Origin of the sequence: Aquimarina agarivorans, assembly GCF_000218485.1 — a bacterium.
Lineage (GTDB): Bacteria > Bacteroidota > Bacteroidia > Flavobacteriales > Flavobacteriaceae > Aquimarina > Aquimarina agarivorans.
The window spans coordinates 28,454-47,004 of record NZ_AFPB01000059.1 but is presented as its reverse complement, the minus strand read 5'-3'; the positions used below and the strand labels follow the sequence as shown (position 1 = coordinate 47,004).

Below are 18,551 nucleotides of genomic sequence, written 5' to 3'. Positions count from 1 at the left end.
TGAATTAAAATACTAGTTAAAACACGTCATTTGATTCCTTTAATTTTTCCGTATTTTCAACAAGCATCAGTTCATCTATAATTTTTTGAATATCACCATTAATAATATTTTGTAAATCGTAAAGTGTTAAACCAATTCTGTGATCCGTTACACGACCTTGAGGATAATTATAAGTTCTGATTTTAGCAGAACGGTCCCCACTGGACACCATACTTTTTCGTTTTTCAGAATCAGCAGCCTGTTTTTTTGCCAGTTCCAATTCATACAATCGTGAACGTAGTACTTTTAACGCTTTTTCTAAGTTTTTATGCGATGATTTTTGATCCTGACAACTCACAATCATTCCCGTAGGCTCATGATGTAATTTAATTGCCGAGTAGGTTGTATTCACCGACTGCCCTCCAGGCCCTGTAGATGTGGTGCGTTCAATTCGTACTTCAGTCATATCCAACTCTACATCAAATTCTTCGGCCTCAGGTAGCACCATAACAGTTGCAGCACTAGTATGTACGCGCCCTTGGGTTTCCGTTTGTGGTACACGTTGCACTCGGTGTACACCAGCTTCAAATTTCATTGTTCCGTATACATCCTCGCCATTTACCTCTAAAATAATTTCTTTAAAACCCCCACTGGTCCCGTGACTCGTATCCATAACACTTACGGACCAACCTTTACTTTCGCAATACTTGTTGTACATTCGATACAAATCCCCTGCAAAAATACTTGCCTCATCACCACCAGTTCCGGCTCTAATTTCCAAAACGCAATTTTTAGCATCCTCAGGATCTTTAGGCACTAGCATAAAACGGATTTTTTCCTCCAAAGCAGGTAACGCTTCTTTGGCCTCATCCAATTCTATTTTTGCCATTTCCACCATTTCAGCATCACTTCCATCGGCAATAATTTCTTCTGCCTCAGCAATATTATTGGTTAAGGTAATATAAGTGTCACGCTCATCCATAATGGCACGCAAATCCTTATACTCCTTATTTATTTTTATATAACGTTTTTGATCCGAAATAATATCAGGTTGAATGATCAAATCACTGATTTCATCGAAACGTTGTTTTACTATATTTAATTTGTCAATCATTATCCAGAAAATTGGAAAGCAAAGTTAATTAAATTAAACCACTTTTTAGTAGTTCCTTAAACTCCTGTAACCCTTTACTTGCTCCATTTTTTATTACACTTACGTGAGAAGGAATATCGCTTGCGGGATTGGGGTCAATATAATAAATTTTTGCTGAAGCAGGCGCAAATTGAAACAAACTTGCTGCCGGATACACTTGCATTGATGTTCCTATAATTAACACCAAATCCGCTTTTGATACAATATCCACTGCTTTATCCAGCATAGGAACTGCTTCGCCAAACCAAACAATATGTGGACGTAAAGGATTCCCGTTAGGATCAGTGTTTTTTTCCGTTAAATCAGCATCCCAATCCACCACGTATGTTTCATTTTTAATACTACGTGCTTTACGTAATTCTCCATGCAAATGGACTACTGTTGAGCTACCCGCACGTTCATGCAAATCATCCACATTTTGGGTAATCACTGTAACTTTGAACTCCTGCTCCAAGGCTGCTACTATATGATGCCCTTTGTTCGGCTCAACTTCAAAAAGTTGTTTTCTGCGTTGATTATAAAAATCATACACCAAATCAGGATTTTTCGCAAAGCCTTCTGGGCTTGCCACCTCCATTACATCGTGACCTTCCCACAAACCTCCAGCATCTCGAAATGTATTAATTCCGCTTTCAGCGCTCATTCCAGCTCCTGTTAGTATGACTAAGTGTTTCATGTTAGCTTGTTGGTTGTTGGTTGTTGGTTGTTGGTTGTTGGTTGTTGGTTGTTGGTTGTTGGTTGTTGGTTGTTGGTTGTTGGTTGTTGGTTGTTGGTTGTTGGTTGTTGGTTGTTGGTTAAGAAACTTTATTCAAATACACGTATTGTGCTGATGAAATTATTTTTTTAATAATTTTTATAGTAATAATTTCCTTCTTTCAAAAAACCATTAGCACCACTTTTATCTAATAAAAATCTTGTCTTTAAAGTCTCTCTTTTATTTAACCTTTGCAAAAAAAATGGTCAGATGCAAATGTGGCTCAGAACTCCAACCTGTGTTACCACTATAACCAATTTTTTGACCTTTTTTAACCCTATCCCCTTCTTCGACTATAACTCCTCTATACTTTAAATGTATGTATTGCGCAAAAGTACCATCATCATGTCTTATCAATATATAATTTGCAAAATCTTTACACCTCTTTTCTCCACATCCTTTTTCATACAAATCCATAACACCTATAACGATGCCTTTTTTTACCGCCAAAACTGGTGTTCCAGTCGGCATTCCAAAATCTAACGAATTCTCATTTTGATGAGAATAGCGCCCATTATATCCTTGAGATAAATAGAATTCATTATTTTTTTCATAGGGCAAATGATAAGTATAATGAAGATCATAATCTTTTAATGCATGATTCCCTAAGCTACTCTTGTAAACATAATTAAACTGAGATGGTTGTCCCTTATTTATTGGAGTCAATTTTGTAATAAGGTATCTATTTGCCTTTGATGGCACTAAATACAAATTTAAAGTATTTCGAGCTTTCATATTTTGAAGCTCAAGATTTAATTGTACACTTACTTCACAAAAAAAAGGATTGTCTACGTAAATATTGGTTCCATCAAAAACTTCTTCATGATAAACGCTGATTTCTGAAGCCGAAAAAGCTAAATTATACAGCAATAAAATTATAAAAAGTAGCCTTCCTTTCATCTAAAATTTTTAACTTGAAATTTATTCATATAATTACCAATTACCAATTACCAATTACCAATTACCAATTACCAATTACCAATTACCAATTACCAACTACCAACTACCAACTCATAACCAAAAATACTACCTCACAAAAACAGGTTCATTTTCTTTTGTTGTATAGGTTTCGCTATATGCATACCCATCCAAGCTAAATCCTTTTAATTGATTTAGGTTTTCAACTTCGTTTTCAATTAAATAACGACTCATGGTACCTCGCGCTTTTTTTGCGTAAAAACTAATTATTTTTAATTTATCGTTCTTCCAATCTTTAAATACTGGGGTAATTACTGGCACCTTAAGCATTTTTTTGTCAATAGCTTTAAAATATTCGTTACTGGCTAAATTGACGAATAATTCATCTTTTTCTAATTCAGTATTGAGTTGCACTGTAATGGTTTTCTTCCAAAACTCATATAAATTTTTAGCTCCATTTGCTCCAAACTTTGTCCCCATTTCCAAACGATAAGGCTGTATTAAGTCTAACGGTTTCAGTAAACCGTATAATCCAGATAAAATGCGCAGCTTGTCCTGCATTTTTTGAATATTTTCTTTGGATAACTGATAAGCATCCAAGCCATTATACACATCACCATTAAACATAAATACTGCGGGTCGTGCATTTTCGGCTGTAAAAGGTAGTGTCCAATCTTGATTTCGCTGCCAATTTAAAGCGGCAAGCTTTTCGCTTATATGCATTAAACTAGATAATTCGCTCGGTTTTTTACTTTTAATTTCCTTATTTAAAACCTCAGATTGTGCCAAAAATTGAGACTGCGTGTACGTATCCGTTGGTAATTCAGACGTTAAGTCTAAAGATTTTGCTGGTGATATTACTATTTTCATAAAGTAAGCTTTTAAAGGCTTATTAGTTTTCGTTAGGCTGACGACCATAGTTACGCCAACGCTCAATACATGCTTCTATATCATTTGGAATGGGAGCTTCAAAAAATAGTTCCTTTCCTGTTGTGGGGTGAATAAAGCCTAAGGTTCGGGCATGTAACGCCTGCCTTGGCAGCACCTTAAAACAGTTATCTACAAACTGTTTGTATTTGGTAAACGTGGTTCCTTTTAATATTTTATCGCCTCCGTAACGCTCATCATTAAATAAAGTGTGACCAATATGTTTCATATGGACGCGTATTTGATGTGTCCGTCCAGTTTCCAATTTACATTTGACTAGTGTTACATACCCTAAACGCTCTATGACTTCAAAATGAGTTACAGCAGGTTTCCCTTTGTTTTCTTCTTCCCCTTCCCAAACCGTGTTTTGCAATCTGTTTTTGGGATGCCTACCTATATTTCCTTCAATTGTTCCTGCATCATCCTCAATGTTACCCCAAACTAATGCAACGTATTCTCGTTTGCTCGTTTTGTCAAAAAATTGTTTTGCCAAATGGGTCATCGCAGCTTCCGTTTTTGCTACTACCAGCAAACCAGAGGTATCCTTATCAATTCGATGTACTAATCCCGGTCGATTACTGCTATTGTTGGGTAAATTTTCAAAATGATAAATAAGCGCGTTGATCAATGTCCCCTCGTAATTCCCATGTCCAGGATGTACTACCATACCCGCTTGTTTATTCACCACAAGTAAGTCATCATCTTCATACACCACATCAATAGCAATGTTTTGTGGAGTTAGTAATTGTTCGTAAGGCGGATGACTAAACATTACCCGCACCACATCATTAGGCTTTACCTTGTAATTAGATTTTACAGGCACTTCATTCACCCAAACACTGCCTTCTTTAGCTGCTTGCTGTATTTTATTTCGCGTCGCATTTTCAACAAAATTCATCAAAAATTTATCTACACGTAAAGGCACTTGACCGTTACCTGCAACAAAACGAAAATGTTCATGCAAATCATCCCGTTCTTCTGGACCTGACGTTTCTTCGCTAGTATTCATTAATTCATTATTCTGATCCATCACCTACTACTAAATCAATAACCGATGTTTTTCTTAAAAACCCATCAGGTTTAACAACTTTACCTTTATGTTGCATTTCCAATACCATATCGCGGGCAATATTAGGCCTATAAATTACCTTCCCAACCTTAAAACCCAACGCTTTTAAAGTAGGTTCTGCCTGTCGGCGAGTTTTTTGAATAATATTAGGAACAATTATTTTTCTGTAGTTAGATGGATTCAGTACCAAATATATTTTCCGATCTTCCTTTACAAAACTACCTGCTTTAGGATTTTGTTCAATAACAGAAAATGGCGGGTAAGATGGATTAAAATTTGCTGAATCTTGCACTTTAGCCATTAATTTTGAAGCTTCTAATAAATCCGATGCTTTTTCCAGTGTTAACTTTTCTAGGTTAGGAACGGCTATACGTTGATCGTGATTTGTTTTCATGTCCAACCATTTTAAACCTAAAAAACAGATAAGAACAATTGCTAGTAACGCAAATAATAATTGAAACAAAAATGCTTTACTGATTAAAAAGCGAAAAAAACTCATATTTTAATTTTAAACAAATATACTAAAAGCTACCTCAGCTTAAAACAAGTATAAATGATGTATTCGCATTCAAATTTCACAATTAAAAGCCCATCAATACGCTTTCAAACTTTAAATTATTTAAAATAGGAATTATTTGTTTAGATAAGAAAAAAAGATAAAAGTAACCTTAACCATGCTGTTATTAATTTTGAAGTTTTAAGTAAATTAGAACCATTTTAAGCACTTAATTTAATTTCGGCAACGGTAAAATTATAAGTAATGCGTTATTTTTGTCATTGCATTTCAGAAATTTCAACATGAAAAAAAACATCGCCATAGTAATGGGTGGCTACTCCAGCGAACACGACATTTCAATAAAAAGCGGAAATATTGTGTACGCACACCTTTCAAAAGAAATTTACACTACTTTTCGTATCGTTGTCACAAAAAACGAATGGTACTACTGGGATGATTCTGACGCTAAAATTCCGGTTGATCGTTCAAACTTTACTATTTCCCTTAACGAAGAAACTATTGCTTTTGATGCAGTTTTTAATACCATTCATGGCACTCCTGGTGAAGATGGTTTGCTACAAGCTTATTTTGAATTGTTAACCATTCCTCAAACAAGCTGCAACCATTACACTGCCGCTGTCACCTTTAACAAAAGGGACTGCATAAGTATTTTGAAAGCTTATCATATTCCTGTCGCAGAGAACTATTTTATTAATAAAAATCAACCTATAAATATTGATGAAATTACTAGTAAAGTTGGCCTACCTTGTTTTGTAAAAGCAAATAGATCAGGTAGTAGTTTTGGTGTAGTAAAAGCTCATACAAAAGAGGCTATTGCCCCGGCTTTAAAAGAAGCTTTTACTGTTGACAACGAAGTAATTATTGAATCATTTTTAAGTGGTACCGAGATATCAGTAGGAGTAGCTTGCTTCAATGGAACACCTACGGTACTTGGAATTACCGAAATTGTTACCGAAAATGACTTTTTTGATTACGAAGCCAAATACCTGGGAAAGTCCGAAGAAATTACTCCTGCCAGACTCACAACTGAACAAAACAAAGAGGTAGAAGCACTAACCCTTGAAGTATATAAGGCTTTAAATATGAAAGGATTTTCGCGCACTGATTTTATTTTTAACAATGGCAAACCCTATTTTTTGGAAATTAATACCAATCCAGGCTTAAGTGAAGCCAGTATTTTACCTCAACAATCAATTAAAAAAGGAATTTCATTGGCGGAACTATTTGCTAATGAAGTTGAAGAATGTCTTAAATTACATTTTTAAAATACCATAAATGCAGAATAACCTTTAGTTAAAAAAATCAACTTGCTTTGATAGTATCTTTTTTAATCAAAAGATAAGGTTTATAACTACTATTTAAAAAACATTCACTTCTGCCTCCAGTTCAATCTTATAAACAGATTTTATTTTTTTCTGTATTATCATTGCCAGCTCCCAGATTTCCTTTCCCGTAGCGCTACCTGTTCTATTAATCAAAACCAACGCTTGCTTGCCATGCACTCCTGCATTTTTATAAACATAACCTTTAAACCCTACTTGATCAATCAACCAACCAGCGGGTACTTTCACCAATTCATTTGAAATAGGATAATGTGGCATTTCAGGAAAAATTGCCATCAATTGCTGGTATTTTTCCACTGTAATTATAGGGTTTTTAAAAAAACTACCACTATTCCCTATTTTTTTTGGATCAGGCAACTTACTTTTTCTTATGGCAATTACCGCTTCTGAAACATCTTTGATTGTCGGTTTTATACGTTTTTTTTCAACTAACTCCTTTTCAATAGCGCCGTATTTGGTATTTAGTGTATGGCTGCCTACACTTAATTTAAAAGTTACTTCGGTAATTATATATTGATCTTTTGCTTCATTTTTAAATACAGAATTCCTGTACCCAAACTGACAATCCTCCTTAGTGAAAATTTTTTCTTTAATTGATTTTCTGTGTACTGCCTTACAGCTGACAAAACAGTCCTTAAGCTCCACGCCATACGCCCCTATATTTTGAATAGGAGCACTCCCCACACAACCAGGAATTAGCGATAAATTTTCCAAACCACCTAAATTTTCATCAATACAAAATTGAACAAAATCATGCCAATTTTCACCAGCTTTAGCGGTTACCAAAGCATAACTATCAAACCGATTAACCAAAATGCCTTTAGTATTTATGTGTACTACTAATGTATTAATAGCTTTAGTAAGCAACATATTACTTCCTCCACTAATAACAAGAAGTGGTTGTTTTTTGTCCGACAGTACCTCAACTAATTCAGCTTCATTAGCAATACTCACAAACTCTTTAGCAGTTACATCAATTCCAAAAGTGTTGTATTTTTTTAATGATACGTTACGCTGAATATTCATTGTGTTACTTTATTTAGAAAGGTACGTTTTTAATGCCAATCCAAGTATTTCGGTAGCACGCTTTAAATCCTCTTTTTTTAATACATAAGCAATTCTAATTTGGTTTCGCCCTGCGTTTACACTGGAATAAAAACCTGCTGCTGGCGCTACCATAATTGTTTGGTTATTATCACTAAAAGATTCCAACATCCATTGCGCAAAATCTTCCGAATCCGCCACTGGCAGCTCCACCATACAGTAAAATGCCCCTCTGGGCACTGAAACTTTTATATTTTTTATTTGTTGCAAACCTTTGACTAATGTATTCCTACGCGACTTATATTCCGCCACTACCTCTTTATAATAGGAATCAGGAACACTCAAAGCAGCTTCACTCGCTATTTGAGCAAAAGTAGGTGGGCTTAATCGCGCTTGTGCAAATTTCATGGCAGTTGCAATCACTTTTTTATTTTTACTAACCATGCAACCAATGCGTGCCCCACACATACTATAGCGTTTAGAAACCGAATCTACAACAATAGCATGCTCTTTCAAACGTTCCTCCTGCAAAATAGAATAATGTTCTGTATCATCATAAACAAACTCCCTGTAAACTTCGTCAGAAATTAAAAACAAATCGTACTTTATGGCCAAATCAGCCAATTGTTTTATTTCTTCCTTACTATACAAATACCCAGTGGGGTTCCCCGGATTGCATATTAATATTGCCTTTGTTTTTTTGGTAATTAATTTTTCAAAATCAGCAATTGGTGGCAATGCAAAATCATCCTCAATTTTAGATATTACAGGAACTACAGTGACCGTAGACTGTGTTGAAAAACTATAATAATTAGCATAAAAAGGTTCAGGAACAATGATTTCATTTCCAGGATCAGTAATACTGCCCATAGTAAATATAAGTGCCTCACTCCCACCAGTAGTCACCAAAATATCTTTTTTAGTAACTTTAATGTCATGCTTTCCGTAATATTTTGCTAATTTTTCGCGCAAACTAGGATTCCCTGCTGAATGACTGTAGGCAACAGTATTTAACGAATGATCCTTAACGGCTTGTAATGCAACATCAGGAGTTTTAACGTCAGGCTGACCAATGTTTAAATAAAAAATATCCTTTCCCTGTTCCGTTGCTTTCTCAGCATAAGGAACAAGTTTTCGAATAGGAGATTCTGGCATTGCTCTACCTTTACTTGATATTTTAGGCATTGTATAAAATATTAAAGAGTGGCATATTTAGTTATTTGATTTATAAACAAATTACCAATACTACTGTTTATTTACATAGAAGCTTAGACCTTCACAATAAATTAAGATTTTAACTTTAAATCTACAAAAAAGCCTCACTAAACAAGTGAGGCTTTTTTTATATAATTTCAAAGAGAATTGTTAACTATAGTGCCGATACGTGTTTAGTCAATTTTGACTTTACGTTGGCTGCTTTATTTTTATGAATAACATTATTTTTAGCTAATTTGTCTAGCATTCCAATAACAGATGGCAATAAAGCTGTTGCTTCTTCTTTGCTAGCCTCACGTAACTTTTTGATAGCGTTACGCGTAGTTTTATGCTGATACTTATTACGTAAACGTTTAGCTTCGTTACTTCTGATTCTTTTTAATGCTGACTTATGATTTGCCATTTTCTCCTTGTTTAATTTCTTTAAAATTGTAGTCCGTAGGGGAATCGAACCCCTCTTACCAGGATGAAAACCTGGCGTCCTAACCGATAGACGAACGGACCATTAATAATTTAGTTTGCAAAACTATTGTTTATTTTAAACTTCCGCAAACTTATTGTAAAAAATTGTAGTCCGTAGGGGAATCGAACCCCTCTTACCAGGATGAAAACCTGGCGTCCTAACCGATAGACGAACGGACCATAGCTTATTTGCGGATGCAAAAGTACATTATTTTTTTAGTTACCCAAAAAACTTCACTATTTTTTTCAAAAAAATTAACTCTTCTTGATTTTTAAAATCAAAACTTTTACAAAATGTCAGCTTTTTTTAATCAAAAAAGATTTCAAGTGGCTTTAAACTATTAATATGCTTTTGCAAAAAGCACCCTTTCAGCTGATGCTTCACCTGTAAACACACATTTCCCAGGTATTTTAGCACCTTCAAAAGGAATACAACGAATAGTTGCCTTAGTGAGTTGCTTAATTTTTTCTTCAGTTTCTGCTGTTCCATCCCAATGTGCTGAAATAAAACCTCCTTTAGTTTCTAAAACTTCTTTAAATTCATCAAAAGTATCTACTTCTGTAATATGCGTATCCCTATATTCCAACGCCTTACTGTATAAACTTTCCTGAATTTCATTCAATAATCCCGCAATATGCTCAGATAAATTTTCATTAGACACGGTTGTTTTGGTTAAATTATCTCTTCGAGCCAACTCCACCTGACCATTTGCCAGATCTTTAGGCCCAATAGCTATCCGTAGTGGCACACCTTGCAATTCATACTGGGCAAATTTAGCCCCAGGACGCAACGTATCCCTGTTATCAAATTTTACGGTAATATTCCTTGATCGCAAATCTTGAACAATAGCGCTGGCAACTTCAGAAATTTGAGCCAACTGTTCTTCTCCTTTATAAATTGGCACAATTACTACCTGAATTGGCGCTAAGTTTGGTGGCAACACTAAGCCTTGGTCATCGCTGTGAGTCATAATCAATGCCCCCATTAAACGTGTTGAAACCCCCCACGAGGTTGCCCATACATGATCCTGTTTCCCCTCCTTACTTGTAAATTTAACATCAAAAGCTTTGGCAAAATTTTGACCTAAAAAATGTGACGTCCCTGCCTGTAACGCCTTTCCATCCTGCATTAAAGCCTCAATACAAAAGGTGTCATCTGCTCCCGCAAAGCGTTCTGATTCAGTTTTACGTCCTTGTACTACCGGAATAGCCATAAAGTCTTGCACAAAATTTGCGTAAATTTCGTTCATTTGCGCCGTTTCAGCCACAGCTTCAGCTTTTGTAGCGTGCGCTGTATGACCTTCTTGCCATAAAAATTCTGCAGTACGCAAAAATAACCGCGTACGCATTTCCCAACGCACTACGTTAGCCCATTGATTTACTAAAATTGGCAAATCGCGGTAAGACTGTATCCACCCTTTATAAGTATTCCAAATAATAGCTTCCGATGTTGGACGCACGATCAACTCTTCTTCTAGTTTTGCTTCAGGATCAGCAATTAATTTACTAGCATCATTTGGATCAGTTTTTAAACGATAATGAGTAACCACTGCACATTCTTTTGCAAAACCTTCTGCATTCTTTTCCTCAGCTTCAAATAAACTTTTAGGCACAAATAATGGAAAATAGGCATTTTGATGCCCTGTCTCTTTAAACTTTTTATCCAGCTCTGCCTGCATTTTTTCCCAAATGGCATATCCATATGGTTTGATTACCATACAGCCTCTTACCGCTGAATTTTCTGCCAAATCAGCCTTGACAACCAACTCATTATACCATTTTGAATAATCTTCAGAACGTTTTGTTAAACCCTTAGCCATAGTCTATATTTTGGCACAACTATTGTGCTATATTTTAAAAATTTGTAGTTAGGACAAAACTAACTAAATTTAGATTGTTCAACAATTAAAACGTATAGATATGCAAACTCATAAAATTTCGATTCACAACACTGGAAAAACCTTATTTTTTGTACTGCTATCTGTATGCATTTCTGCATGTGGTAGCTACCAGGCTGTTACTTATGATGATGATGGAATTTATTCCAACGGACAAGACAGACCCACACCACAAACTGTAGCTACCAATACACAAAATACTACCACTGCAAATACAACAGCAACAGAAGAAGGTTTTTTTTCAAAAAAACTTAAGGAATACCAGCAACAAGATAATGAAAACGTGGTTTTTACTGATGTAGAAAATTATTCTAGCGAAAGCTATATAAACGATAACTACAACCAAAATAATGAAGTTCGCCCTGGCTGGGGTGACAACTACACTCAAGGAAATAATGCAAATGTATTTTTAAATTCAGGCTGGAATGCAGGATGGGGATTGGGTTTCAATAATTTTTCACCATTTTGGAATCCTGGATTTAGAAACTTTTACGGATTTGGATACGGTCCTTTTTTTAATAACTTTTATCACCCTTACGGAGGGTTTTACAATGGATTTTATGGTGGAGGATTCTATAACGGGTTTTATGGATTTAACAGACCATTCTTTGTAAACAATTACTATAGAAGCCGTCGAAATACCAGAACTTACAGACCTAGAGCTGTAAGGAGTTCAAATGCAACAAATGCCAGATCATACAGTGCAAGAAATTCAGCCAATTCAAGCAGAACCTATACTCCGCGATCAAGCAATTCAAACAGAACATACACTCCTAGAAGCTCCAGCAGTTCCTCCAAAAGAACATACACACCTAGAAGCAGCAATTCTTCAAGCAGAACTTATACCCCTAGACGCAGTAATTCATCTCGAAGTTACACACCACGTAGTAGTAGTTCATCTAGCAGAAGTTATTCTCCTAGGTCAGGAGGAAGATCAAGTGGTGGTAACTATAGAAGACGATAAAAATAAACATCCATTTATATGAAAAAGTTTTTGTTAACATTGCTTGGTGCTATTATATTTAGCGCAATAAGCACCGGACAAACTACATCGGATATTTTCGATATTTCAAACACCCATAACTTAGGTACAGCTCGCTATAATGGACTTAGTGGCGCTTTTGGAGCACTAGGAGGCGATTTAACAGCAGTGGCTGAAAACCCTGCGGGTGGTGCTGTTTTCACAAATTCTTACGGTTCAGCCACCCTATCTCAAGGAAGTAGCGACTTTAATAGTAATTATTTTAATACCAACACCCCAACCAATGAAGCTAATTTTAATTTTAATCAAATAGGTGGGATTCTTATTTTAAAAAACGACGATGATTCTAGCTCAATCAGCAAAATAAGCTTAGGATTATTATTTAACAAAGACAATGATTACCGCAGGGAATATGAATTAAACGGAAATTCAAGCACTGGCAACATAGGGGGTTATTTTGTAGGGCAAGCGAATGGATTTACGGTTGATACCATATCTGTAAGGGATGGAGAGGATTTTGAAAGCGCCTACATTGATATTGGTGAATCCAATGGCTTTGGAGTTCGAGGGCAACAAGCATTTCTTGCCAGAGAAGCATTTATTATAACTGAAGACGAAAGTGATGACAGATTATATAGTTCAGAAGTTTCCGGAATAGGCAATTCTCAAAAGATAAACACTATTACCAGCGGTAGAAGTAGTAAAATAAGTATAAATCTTGCATTTGAAATTGACAAGAAAATTTATTTAGGTGGTAATCTTAATTTTCATAATTATGACTTAAGAAAAAGATCATTGATAAGCGAAATTAATAATGAAACTACTGATGATGTTAGCGAATTATTTTTTGAAACAAGATCCAGAACCTTTGGAAATGGGTTTTCGCTTAGCCTGGGGGCTATTGCCAAAGTGAGCAAACAGTTAAGAGTAGGACTAAGCTACCAAACACCTACCTGGAGTACGCTTCAAAACGAATTAGATCAAAATCTTACTAGCTTTTTGAATATTAATAATAATGAAATAAGAGAAATAGATCCTAGATTGGTTTTTTTATATCCTGAATATGACTTAAGAACACCTGGTGAAATTGCTGCTAGTTTTGCCTATGTATTTGGTAAAAACGGTTTGTTTAGCGCCCAATACTCCCGAAAAGATTTTTCAAACATTGAGTATGGTGACAATGCCTTTGACTTTGACATTTTAAATCGTCGTATCAAAAACACTTTTCAAGCCGTAAACACCATAAAAGTTGGAGGTGAATACCGCTATAAAAAATGGCGTTTACGTGGCGGAATAAATTATGCTACCAGCCCTTACAAAAACGACCAAATTGCTGGAGATACTCAAGGTTTTTCATTAGGTACAGGCTATGACTGGGGTAAATGGAAACTAGATATTGCTTACAATCGTATTGAAACTGACATTAACGAAGTTCCTTTTGAAAATGACGCCTATAATAATAGCGCACAAATTAACGGAAAGAATGATGCCATTTCAGTTACTTTAGGCGTAAATTTTTAAACTACTCAAAAGTAATCAACTTTAAAAAGTTATATTTTAAAGATCACTCTAAATTTAAAAAAACAATGCCACAAAAATATAGTTTAAAGCCGTATCTTTGTGGGCTAAAATTAATTGATACCAATTTGGTTTTAAATTGCTCCAATAAAAATGAATAACTCTTGTTAGGAATAGAAATAAAATATGAATGAAGCCTTAGCTAGGCTTACTAATTTATTTTTAAGTTTCAAGAAAAAAACTCTTTTTATCAGGTAATTTATTATTGAAAATGGTGTAACCTACACAGTTAAGGAATATCTTACTAATGAAAGAAAATCAAGATTCGGAATCCGCTGACTTTATTGGAGACAACCACGTAAGCACAAGTGCTACCACTCCATTAAGAAAGGACGCCTTTGAATTAAGTGATAGCGAAAAAATCGCTTTAATTAAAAAAGATGTAAGAAGTATAATGACTACTCTAGGACTTGACCTTGAAGATGATAGCCTGAAAGGCACCCCAAACCGAGTTGCCAAAATGTTTGTTAAGGAGATTTTTGGAGGATTATCCCCAAAAAGCAAGCCCAAAGCCTCTGTATTTGACAATAACTACAAATATGGCGAAATGCTAGTGGAAAAAAATATTACCGTTTACTCCACTTGCGAACATCACTTACTGCCAATTGTAGGTCGCGCTCACGTGGCATACATTTCCAACGGTACGGTAGTAGGGTTATCCAAAATGAACCGAATTGTTGATCACTACGCTAAACGCCCACAAGTACAAGAACGCTTAACCATGCAAATTGTACAGGAACTTCAAAACGCATTAGGTACAGAAGATGTAGCTTGTATTATTGATGCCAAACATTTGTGTGTAAACTCTCGAGGAATACGCGATATTGAAAGCAGTACTGTAACGAGCGAATTTGGTGGCAAATTCAAAGACCCAGCAACTAAAAGAGAGCTTTTAGACTACATTCAGTTGGACACTAAGTTTTAGTTGGTAGTTGGTAAACTAATTTTTAAATATGATAATACAAAAAAATCCCGCTATAGCGGGATTTTTTGTACAATATTTTAATAGTAAACTTATTTTACATTTTTGGTAGCATCACCTGCCTTTGTTGAATAATTAATTTTCAACTGATTTACTTCACGTAATTGTTCTTTTACGTCACCTATAAGCCCCATATTGGTGCTTTTATCAACTTTTAACGCTGTCATTAACTTTCCAATTTGATCTTCCGGCGTGTTGGCTCTAGTCTCCTGAACAAAAGTTTGCACCTCCTTAATATTATTTACAAACTTATCATTTAACTGCACTTTAGCTTCGGTACCAAACTTGCGGTATTCCTTACTTGGTTTACCAGCGTAAATATACATTACTAAACTACGATTTTCCAGTTTTTCAACTTGATCAGCATAAGGCAGTGTATTCTCAATCATGAGTGTGCTATCACGCATAACTGTAGCTACCATAAAAAAGAATAACAGCATAAATACAATATCAGGCAATGAAGCTGTCGAAATAGCTGGAAGCTCTTTTTTACCTCCTTTATTAAACTTTGACATTTATTATTATCTTTTAAATGATTATTACTCTTTTGCTTCTGCTTCTGATAATTTTTCAGGAAACAAATCTTTTACTGCATCTTTCTTTTCCTGAAACAGCTTTTCTTCCTCGGAATCTTTTTTTGCATCTTTCAATCCCTGAATGATATCAGTATACGTCATTTTATATAATCGCTTTGCTTCACGATCACGTAAAAAAGCATATGCAGCCATTAACTCATTCTGAATAGCGATATAAGTACCATAATTAGTCTCGCGACTATTCTGTAATGAAATTACCGCTTTATCAGGATTGTCCGATGATTCTGGATTTCTTTTTCCTCTACAATAATTACATTTGTTGTTTGCCTCTGTACCACCTCCGTTATCTAAAAAATCAATAGCAGCCTGACGCAAATCCTTAAGCTCCATGTTTTGATCTTCTACCAATAATTGATTGTCTTTATTTACGATAACTGTAAATAAATTTTTCTCTTTTATTTTTGGAGCAGTAATATCATCTGGCAATTTCGGAGGTAACTTTCTGTTAATCCCTGTATCCGAAGCAATCGTGGTTGTTACTAAGAAAAAAATAAGAAGCAAGAATGCTATATCGGCCATTGACCCTGCATTTACCTCTGGTGCCGCTCTTTTTGCCATAACTAGTTACTTATTGATTTTTTAATTCCTGCTACAAGCATTGCTCCCACAGCTAAAGCTGCAAAAATATAAAAGGCAATGATTCCTGTTTCTACCCAACGTGTGGCCCCTTCTGTAATTACAACACCATCTCTGGTAATAACTTCTTTACCTTTAGATAATCCAAAGCTAATCCCTACAACTACTAAAAAGGCAGCTGCACCAATTAATGTTTTTATTAAACTTGAAGGATTTTTGATTAATCCACCTATAATGGTAATTATAGTTACAACCAATAACACTGCAATAATTACTAAAGATAAATTATAAAGCGGCGTTACTAATTCCGTAGATTGTGCTAAAGGAAGCTCTCTTGCTTCTGTAGCACCAGCCTCTGTCATTAGGTCTGAAAAGCCACCATTCATCAGATACCATAATACCCCCGACAACAAGCCTACTGCTAGTACTACGTATGATATGATTTTTGAAATTTTCATTTGTTTCTTTCTTTTATACACTATCCATAAATGATAGTGTTGTATTAATAATCAGTTTCAAAAAGGGTGTTTTTCACATCCTTTTTCAATAAATATTGATTATTTCTTTTTGTTAGCAACAAGAATATCAATTAACGAGATTGAAGCATCTTCCATATCATTTACTATAGAGTCTATTTTAGCAACAATATAGTTATAAAAAATTTGAAGAATAATTGCCACAACCAAACCGAATACTGTTGTTAGTAAGGCTACTTTAATCCCCCCTGCAACTAACGCTGGATCCATATCTCCTGCTTGCTCAATTTTATCAAATGCCTGAATCATACCAATTACCGTACCCATGAAACCAAGCATTGGTGCCAAGGCGATAAATAATGATAACCATGAAACGTTCTTTTCTAACTGCCCCATTTGCACACCTCCGTAAGCAACAACTGCTTTTTCAGCGGCATCAATGCTTTCATCAGCTCTATCCAAACCTTGGTAGTAAATTGACGCAACAGGCCCTTTTGTGTTTCTACAAACTTCCTTTGCAGCTTCAACACCTCCGCTAGCTAGTGCATCTTCAACATTTTTCTGTAATTTTTTAGAATTTGAAGTGGATAAGTTTAAGTAAATAATTCTTTCAATTGCAATAGCCAAACCTAAAATCAAACAAATTAATACGATCCCCATAAATTCAGGACCCCCTTCAATGAAACGCTTTTTCAATCCTTGGTGAAATGATTCTTTAACTACTGGTGCTGCTGTGTCTTCTTGTATTGATGATACAGCCACTGTTGTTGTAGCAGCCGCTTCTACTGCCGTGTTTGCATTTGCAACGTTACCAATCATCATTGCTCCTGCGATGGCTAAAATTGAAAAGATTTTTTTCATTAGTTCAAGTCTTAAGTTTACTAGTATTATTTTAGTTAAAATTTGTGATTAATTAGGAGTTGACCCCTATAAATTTTGTTTAAAGATATGTTTTTAAATTTTAAATCAAAAAATACCTACAATCACTTTAGCAAATAAATAAAAAAATGACGGTTTTCTAAAATAGAAAACACTTTTTTAATACAACTCCCCTCTTAAATCGGTCTCAAATTGCATTTTAAAGTCATTTTCGGCACTTTTTTGACCTAACAAATACATTGTTTTTGCCAAAGCAGCTTCAGTTGTCATGTCCTTTCCACTAATGATTCCCAAGGCATTAAGCTGCTTACTACCTTCATAAATACCTTGTTTTACAATACCCGAAACACATTGGGAGCAATTGATGATTTTTTTCCCCTTTTCTTGCATTTTTTGCAATAAAATCAATAACCAATCTTGACTAAATATGGTTCCTGAACCATATGTTTCTAAGATAAGCGCATCAAAATCGACAAATTTGCAAAATTGCTCAAACATCAGTTGATCAATTGCTGGGTGTATTTTTAGCAAAAAAACCTTGGTATTTAAATCGTGAGAGAATTTAGTCGCTCTATTTATATTTGGTTTTAAAAGAATAGGTTCATTTACTTTAAGGCTTACGCCAGAAGTTACTAAGGCAGGGAAATTAGGCGATGAAAAAGCTTTAAAACGATCTGAACTTATTTTTGTACTCCGATTTCCCCTGTACAAATGACTATCAAAATACACACCTACCTCATTTATACTAGGATTCCCATTTTCCTGCAATAAGGCAATTTGAATGGCTGTCAATACATTTTCAAGTGCATCCGTCCTAATATCACCCACTGGCAATTGCGATCCCGTAAAAATTATAGGCTTCCTTAAATTTGAAAACATAAAACTAAGTGCCGAAGCAGTATAAGACATAGTATCCGTTCCGTGCAATACAACAAATCCATTGTACTGCATAAATTTAGAATAAATTAAATCTCCTAAAAATTGCCAATCACTAGGTTGCATATCTGCCGAATCTTTTGGATTCGGAACACTTATCGTGTCAATTTCAGCATTAATTGAATGTAATTTAGGAATTTGATCTAAGAGATTTTCAAGATCAAAAGGCAATAACACACCCGAACTACTATCTTTAACCATACCAATAGTTCCACCGGTGTATACAAGTAAAATTTTTTGCTGCATTTACGCTCTAATTCATTCGCA

The 18,551-nt window shown here is 35.1% G+C and carries 19 protein-coding genes and 2 tRNA genes; 4 read left to right on the top strand and 17 right to left on the bottom strand.

Annotation, left to right across the window (positions count from 1 at the left end; genetic code table 11):
* Positions 1-16: 16 nt before the first annotated feature.
* The 6 genes from prfA to GMC_RS0102400 all read right to left on the bottom strand — a co-directional run bounded on the left by prfA (position 17) and on the right by GMC_RS0102400 (position 5,194).
* Positions 17-1,093 carry a peptide chain release factor 1 gene (gene prfA, locus GMC_RS0102425; RefSeq protein WP_010520637.1) on the bottom strand — a complete coding sequence of 359 codons (1,077 nt, stop codon included), beginning with the start codon at positions 1,091-1,093 and terminating at the stop codon, positions 17-19.
* Positions 1,094-1,121: 28 nt separating this feature from the next.
* Positions 1,122-1,808: an SIR2 family NAD-dependent protein deacylase gene (locus GMC_RS0102420; protein WP_010520636.1), complete on the bottom strand. Its 687-nt coding sequence runs from the start codon at positions 1,806-1,808 to the stop codon at positions 1,122-1,124.
* 258 nt (positions 1,809-2,066) lie between these two features.
* Positions 2,067-2,786 carry a M23 family metallopeptidase gene (locus tag GMC_RS22505; RefSeq protein WP_010520635.1) on the bottom strand — a complete coding sequence of 240 codons (720 nt, stop codon included), beginning with the start codon at positions 2,784-2,786 and terminating at the stop codon, positions 2,067-2,069.
* A gap of 126 nt (positions 2,787-2,912) precedes the next feature.
* Complete coding sequence (gene yaaA, locus GMC_RS0102410; RefSeq protein WP_010520634.1) at positions 2,913-3,674, bottom strand: peroxide stress protein YaaA; 762 nt, start codon at positions 3,672-3,674, stop codon at positions 2,913-2,915.
* A 22-nt stretch (positions 3,675-3,696) separates the two neighbouring features.
* Positions 3,697-4,761, bottom strand: coding sequence for an RluA family pseudouridine synthase (locus GMC_RS0102405; protein ID WP_050813282.1), 1,065 nt, complete (start codon positions 4,759-4,761; stop codon positions 3,697-3,699).
* The gene (locus GMC_RS0102400) at positions 4,748-5,194 is read right to left on the bottom strand and encodes a PASTA domain-containing protein (RefSeq protein ID WP_238527901.1); all 447 of its coding nucleotides are present in this window, start codon (positions 5,192-5,194) and stop codon (positions 4,748-4,750) included. Before GMC_RS0102400 ends, GMC_RS0102405 begins: the two co-directional genes overlap by 14 nt.
* 404 nt (positions 5,195-5,598) lie before the next feature.
* On the opposite strand from GMC_RS0102400, the gene GMC_RS0102395 reads away from it, so the two are divergent.
* Positions 5,599-6,582, top strand: coding sequence for a D-alanine--D-alanine ligase (locus tag GMC_RS0102395; protein WP_029489556.1), 984 nt, complete (start codon positions 5,599-5,601; stop codon positions 6,580-6,582).
* A 93-nt stretch (positions 6,583-6,675) separates the two neighbouring features.
* Here GMC_RS0102395 and murB read toward each other — a convergent pair whose 3' ends face one another.
* The 6 genes from murB to proS all read right to left on the bottom strand — a co-directional run bounded on the left by murB (position 6,676) and on the right by proS (position 11,201).
* Positions 6,676-7,686 (bottom strand): UDP-N-acetylmuramate dehydrogenase, encoded by a 1,011-nt coding sequence (gene murB, locus GMC_RS0102390; protein ID WP_010520630.1) that lies wholly within the window; start codon positions 7,684-7,686, stop codon positions 6,676-6,678.
* 9 nt (positions 7,687-7,695) lie between these two features.
* A complete protein-coding gene (locus tag GMC_RS0102385) occupies positions 7,696-8,889 on the bottom strand; it encodes a pyridoxal phosphate-dependent aminotransferase (RefSeq protein WP_010520629.1) in 1,194 nt (397 codons plus the stop codon).
* Positions 8,890-9,073: 184 nt separating this feature from the next.
* Entirely contained in the window at positions 9,074-9,322 is a 249-nt protein-coding gene (gene rpsT / locus GMC_RS0102380; RefSeq protein WP_010520628.1) for a 30S ribosomal protein S20, read from the bottom strand.
* 29 nt (positions 9,323-9,351) lie between these two features.
* Positions 9,352-9,423 (bottom strand) — tRNA-Glu (locus GMC_RS0102375).
* A 66-nt stretch (positions 9,424-9,489) separates the two neighbouring features.
* Positions 9,490-9,561 (bottom strand) — tRNA-Glu (locus GMC_RS0102370).
* A gap of 161 nt (positions 9,562-9,722) precedes the next feature.
* Complete coding sequence (gene proS, locus GMC_RS0102365; protein WP_010520627.1) at positions 9,723-11,201, bottom strand: proline--tRNA ligase; 1,479 nt, start codon at positions 11,199-11,201, stop codon at positions 9,723-9,725.
* Positions 11,202-11,301: 100 nt separating this feature from the next.
* Here proS and GMC_RS0102360 point away from each other — a divergent pair, with 100 nt between their 5' ends.
* The 3 genes from GMC_RS0102360 to folE all read left to right on the top strand — a co-directional run bounded on the left by GMC_RS0102360 (position 11,302) and on the right by folE (position 14,764).
* The gene (locus tag GMC_RS0102360; protein ID WP_010520626.1) at positions 11,302-12,243 is read left to right on the top strand and encodes a hypothetical protein; all 942 of its coding nucleotides are present in this window, start codon (positions 11,302-11,304) and stop codon (positions 12,241-12,243) included.
* Positions 12,244-12,261: 18 nt separating this feature from the next.
* On the top strand, positions 12,262-13,782 hold the full coding sequence (locus tag GMC_RS0102355; RefSeq protein ID WP_010520625.1) for an OmpP1/FadL family transporter: 1,521 nt from the start codon (positions 12,262-12,264) through the stop codon (positions 13,780-13,782).
* A 304-nt stretch (positions 13,783-14,086) separates the two neighbouring features.
* Entirely contained in the window at positions 14,087-14,764 is a 678-nt protein-coding gene (gene folE / locus GMC_RS0102350; protein ID WP_010520624.1) for a GTP cyclohydrolase I FolE, read from the top strand.
* Between the two features lie 89 nt (positions 14,765-14,853).
* Here the strand turns inward: folE and GMC_RS0102345 are convergent, their stop codons facing one another.
* From GMC_RS0102345 to GMC_RS0102325, 5 genes are all read right to left on the bottom strand, one after another.
* On the bottom strand, positions 14,854-15,336 hold the full coding sequence (locus tag GMC_RS0102345) for an ExbD/TolR family protein (protein WP_010520623.1): 483 nt from the start codon (positions 15,334-15,336) through the stop codon (positions 14,854-14,856).
* Positions 15,337-15,360: 24 nt separating this feature from the next.
* Entirely contained in the window at positions 15,361-15,975 is a 615-nt protein-coding gene (locus GMC_RS0102340) for an ExbD/TolR family protein (protein WP_010520622.1), read from the bottom strand.
* A gap of 2 nt (positions 15,976-15,977) precedes the next feature.
* Positions 15,978-16,451, bottom strand: a complete 474-nt coding sequence (locus tag GMC_RS0102335; protein ID WP_010520621.1) for a hypothetical protein — start codon at positions 16,449-16,451, stop codon at positions 15,978-15,980.
* A gap of 99 nt (positions 16,452-16,550) precedes the next feature.
* Positions 16,551-17,330 carry a MotA/TolQ/ExbB proton channel family protein gene (locus GMC_RS0102330; protein WP_010520620.1) on the bottom strand — a complete coding sequence of 260 codons (780 nt, stop codon included), beginning with the start codon at positions 17,328-17,330 and terminating at the stop codon, positions 16,551-16,553.
* A gap of 177 nt (positions 17,331-17,507) precedes the next feature.
* A complete protein-coding gene (locus tag GMC_RS0102325) occupies positions 17,508-18,530 on the bottom strand; it encodes an asparaginase (protein WP_010520619.1) in 1,023 nt (340 codons plus the stop codon).
* Between the last annotated feature and the right edge of the window lie 21 nt (positions 18,531-18,551).

What these genes read in the sequence shown, in the direction of transcription:
- GMC_RS0102385 (WP_010520629.1), bottom strand. Translation starts at nt 8,889, where the DNA reads ATGCCTAAAATATCAAGTAAAGGTAGAGCAATGCCAGAATCTCCTATT.
- rpsT (WP_010520628.1), bottom strand. Translation starts at nt 9,322, where the DNA reads ATGGCAAATCATAAGTCAGCATTAAAAAGAATCAGAAGTAACGAAGCT.
- GMC_RS0102400 (WP_238527901.1), bottom strand. Translation starts at nt 5,194, where the DNA reads ATGAAAACAAATCACGATCAACGTATAGCCGTTCCTAACCTAGAAAAG.
- GMC_RS0102340 (WP_010520622.1), bottom strand. Translation starts at nt 15,975, where the DNA reads ATGGCAAAAAGAGCGGCACCAGAGGTAAATGCAGGGTCAATGGCCGAT.
- GMC_RS0102330 (WP_010520620.1), bottom strand. Translation starts at nt 17,330, where the DNA reads ATGAAAAAAATCTTTTCAATTTTAGCCATCGCAGGAGCAATGATGATT.
- murB (WP_010520630.1), bottom strand. Translation starts at nt 7,686, where the DNA reads ATGAATATTCAGCGTAACGTATCATTAAAAAAATACAACACTTTTGGA.
- GMC_RS0102405 (WP_050813282.1), bottom strand. Translation starts at nt 4,761, where the DNA reads ATGGATCAGAATAATGAATTAATGAATACTAGCGAAGAAACGTCAGGT.
- GMC_RS0102345 (WP_010520623.1), bottom strand. Translation starts at nt 15,336, where the DNA reads ATGTCAAAGTTTAATAAAGGAGGTAAAAAAGAGCTTCCAGCTATTTCG.
- prfA (WP_010520637.1), bottom strand. Translation starts at nt 1,093, where the DNA reads ATGATTGACAAATTAAATATAGTAAAACAACGTTTCGATGAAATCAGT.
- GMC_RS0102355 (WP_010520625.1), top strand. Translation starts at nt 12,262, where the DNA reads ATGAAAAAGTTTTTGTTAACATTGCTTGGTGCTATTATATTTAGCGCA.
- GMC_RS0102335 (WP_010520621.1), bottom strand. Translation starts at nt 16,451, where the DNA reads ATGAAAATTTCAAAAATCATATCATACGTAGTACTAGCAGTAGGCTTG.
- GMC_RS0102325 (WP_010520619.1), bottom strand. Translation starts at nt 18,530, where the DNA reads ATGCAGCAAAAAATTTTACTTGTATACACCGGTGGAACTATTGGTATG.
- GMC_RS0102360 (WP_010520626.1), top strand. Translation starts at nt 11,302, where the DNA reads ATGCAAACTCATAAAATTTCGATTCACAACACTGGAAAAACCTTATTT.
- GMC_RS0102420 (WP_010520636.1), bottom strand. Translation starts at nt 1,808, where the DNA reads ATGAAACACTTAGTCATACTAACAGGAGCTGGAATGAGCGCTGAAAGC.
- folE (WP_010520624.1), top strand. Translation starts at nt 14,087, where the DNA reads ATGAAAGAAAATCAAGATTCGGAATCCGCTGACTTTATTGGAGACAAC.
- yaaA (WP_010520634.1), bottom strand. Translation starts at nt 3,674, where the DNA reads ATGAAAATAGTAATATCACCAGCAAAATCTTTAGACTTAACGTCTGAA.
- proS (WP_010520627.1), bottom strand. Translation starts at nt 11,201, where the DNA reads ATGGCTAAGGGTTTAACAAAACGTTCTGAAGATTATTCAAAATGGTAT.
- GMC_RS0102395 (WP_029489556.1), top strand. Translation starts at nt 5,599, where the DNA reads ATGAAAAAAAACATCGCCATAGTAATGGGTGGCTACTCCAGCGAACAC.
- GMC_RS22505 (WP_010520635.1), bottom strand. Translation starts at nt 2,786, where the DNA reads ATGAAAGGAAGGCTACTTTTTATAATTTTATTGCTGTATAATTTAGCT.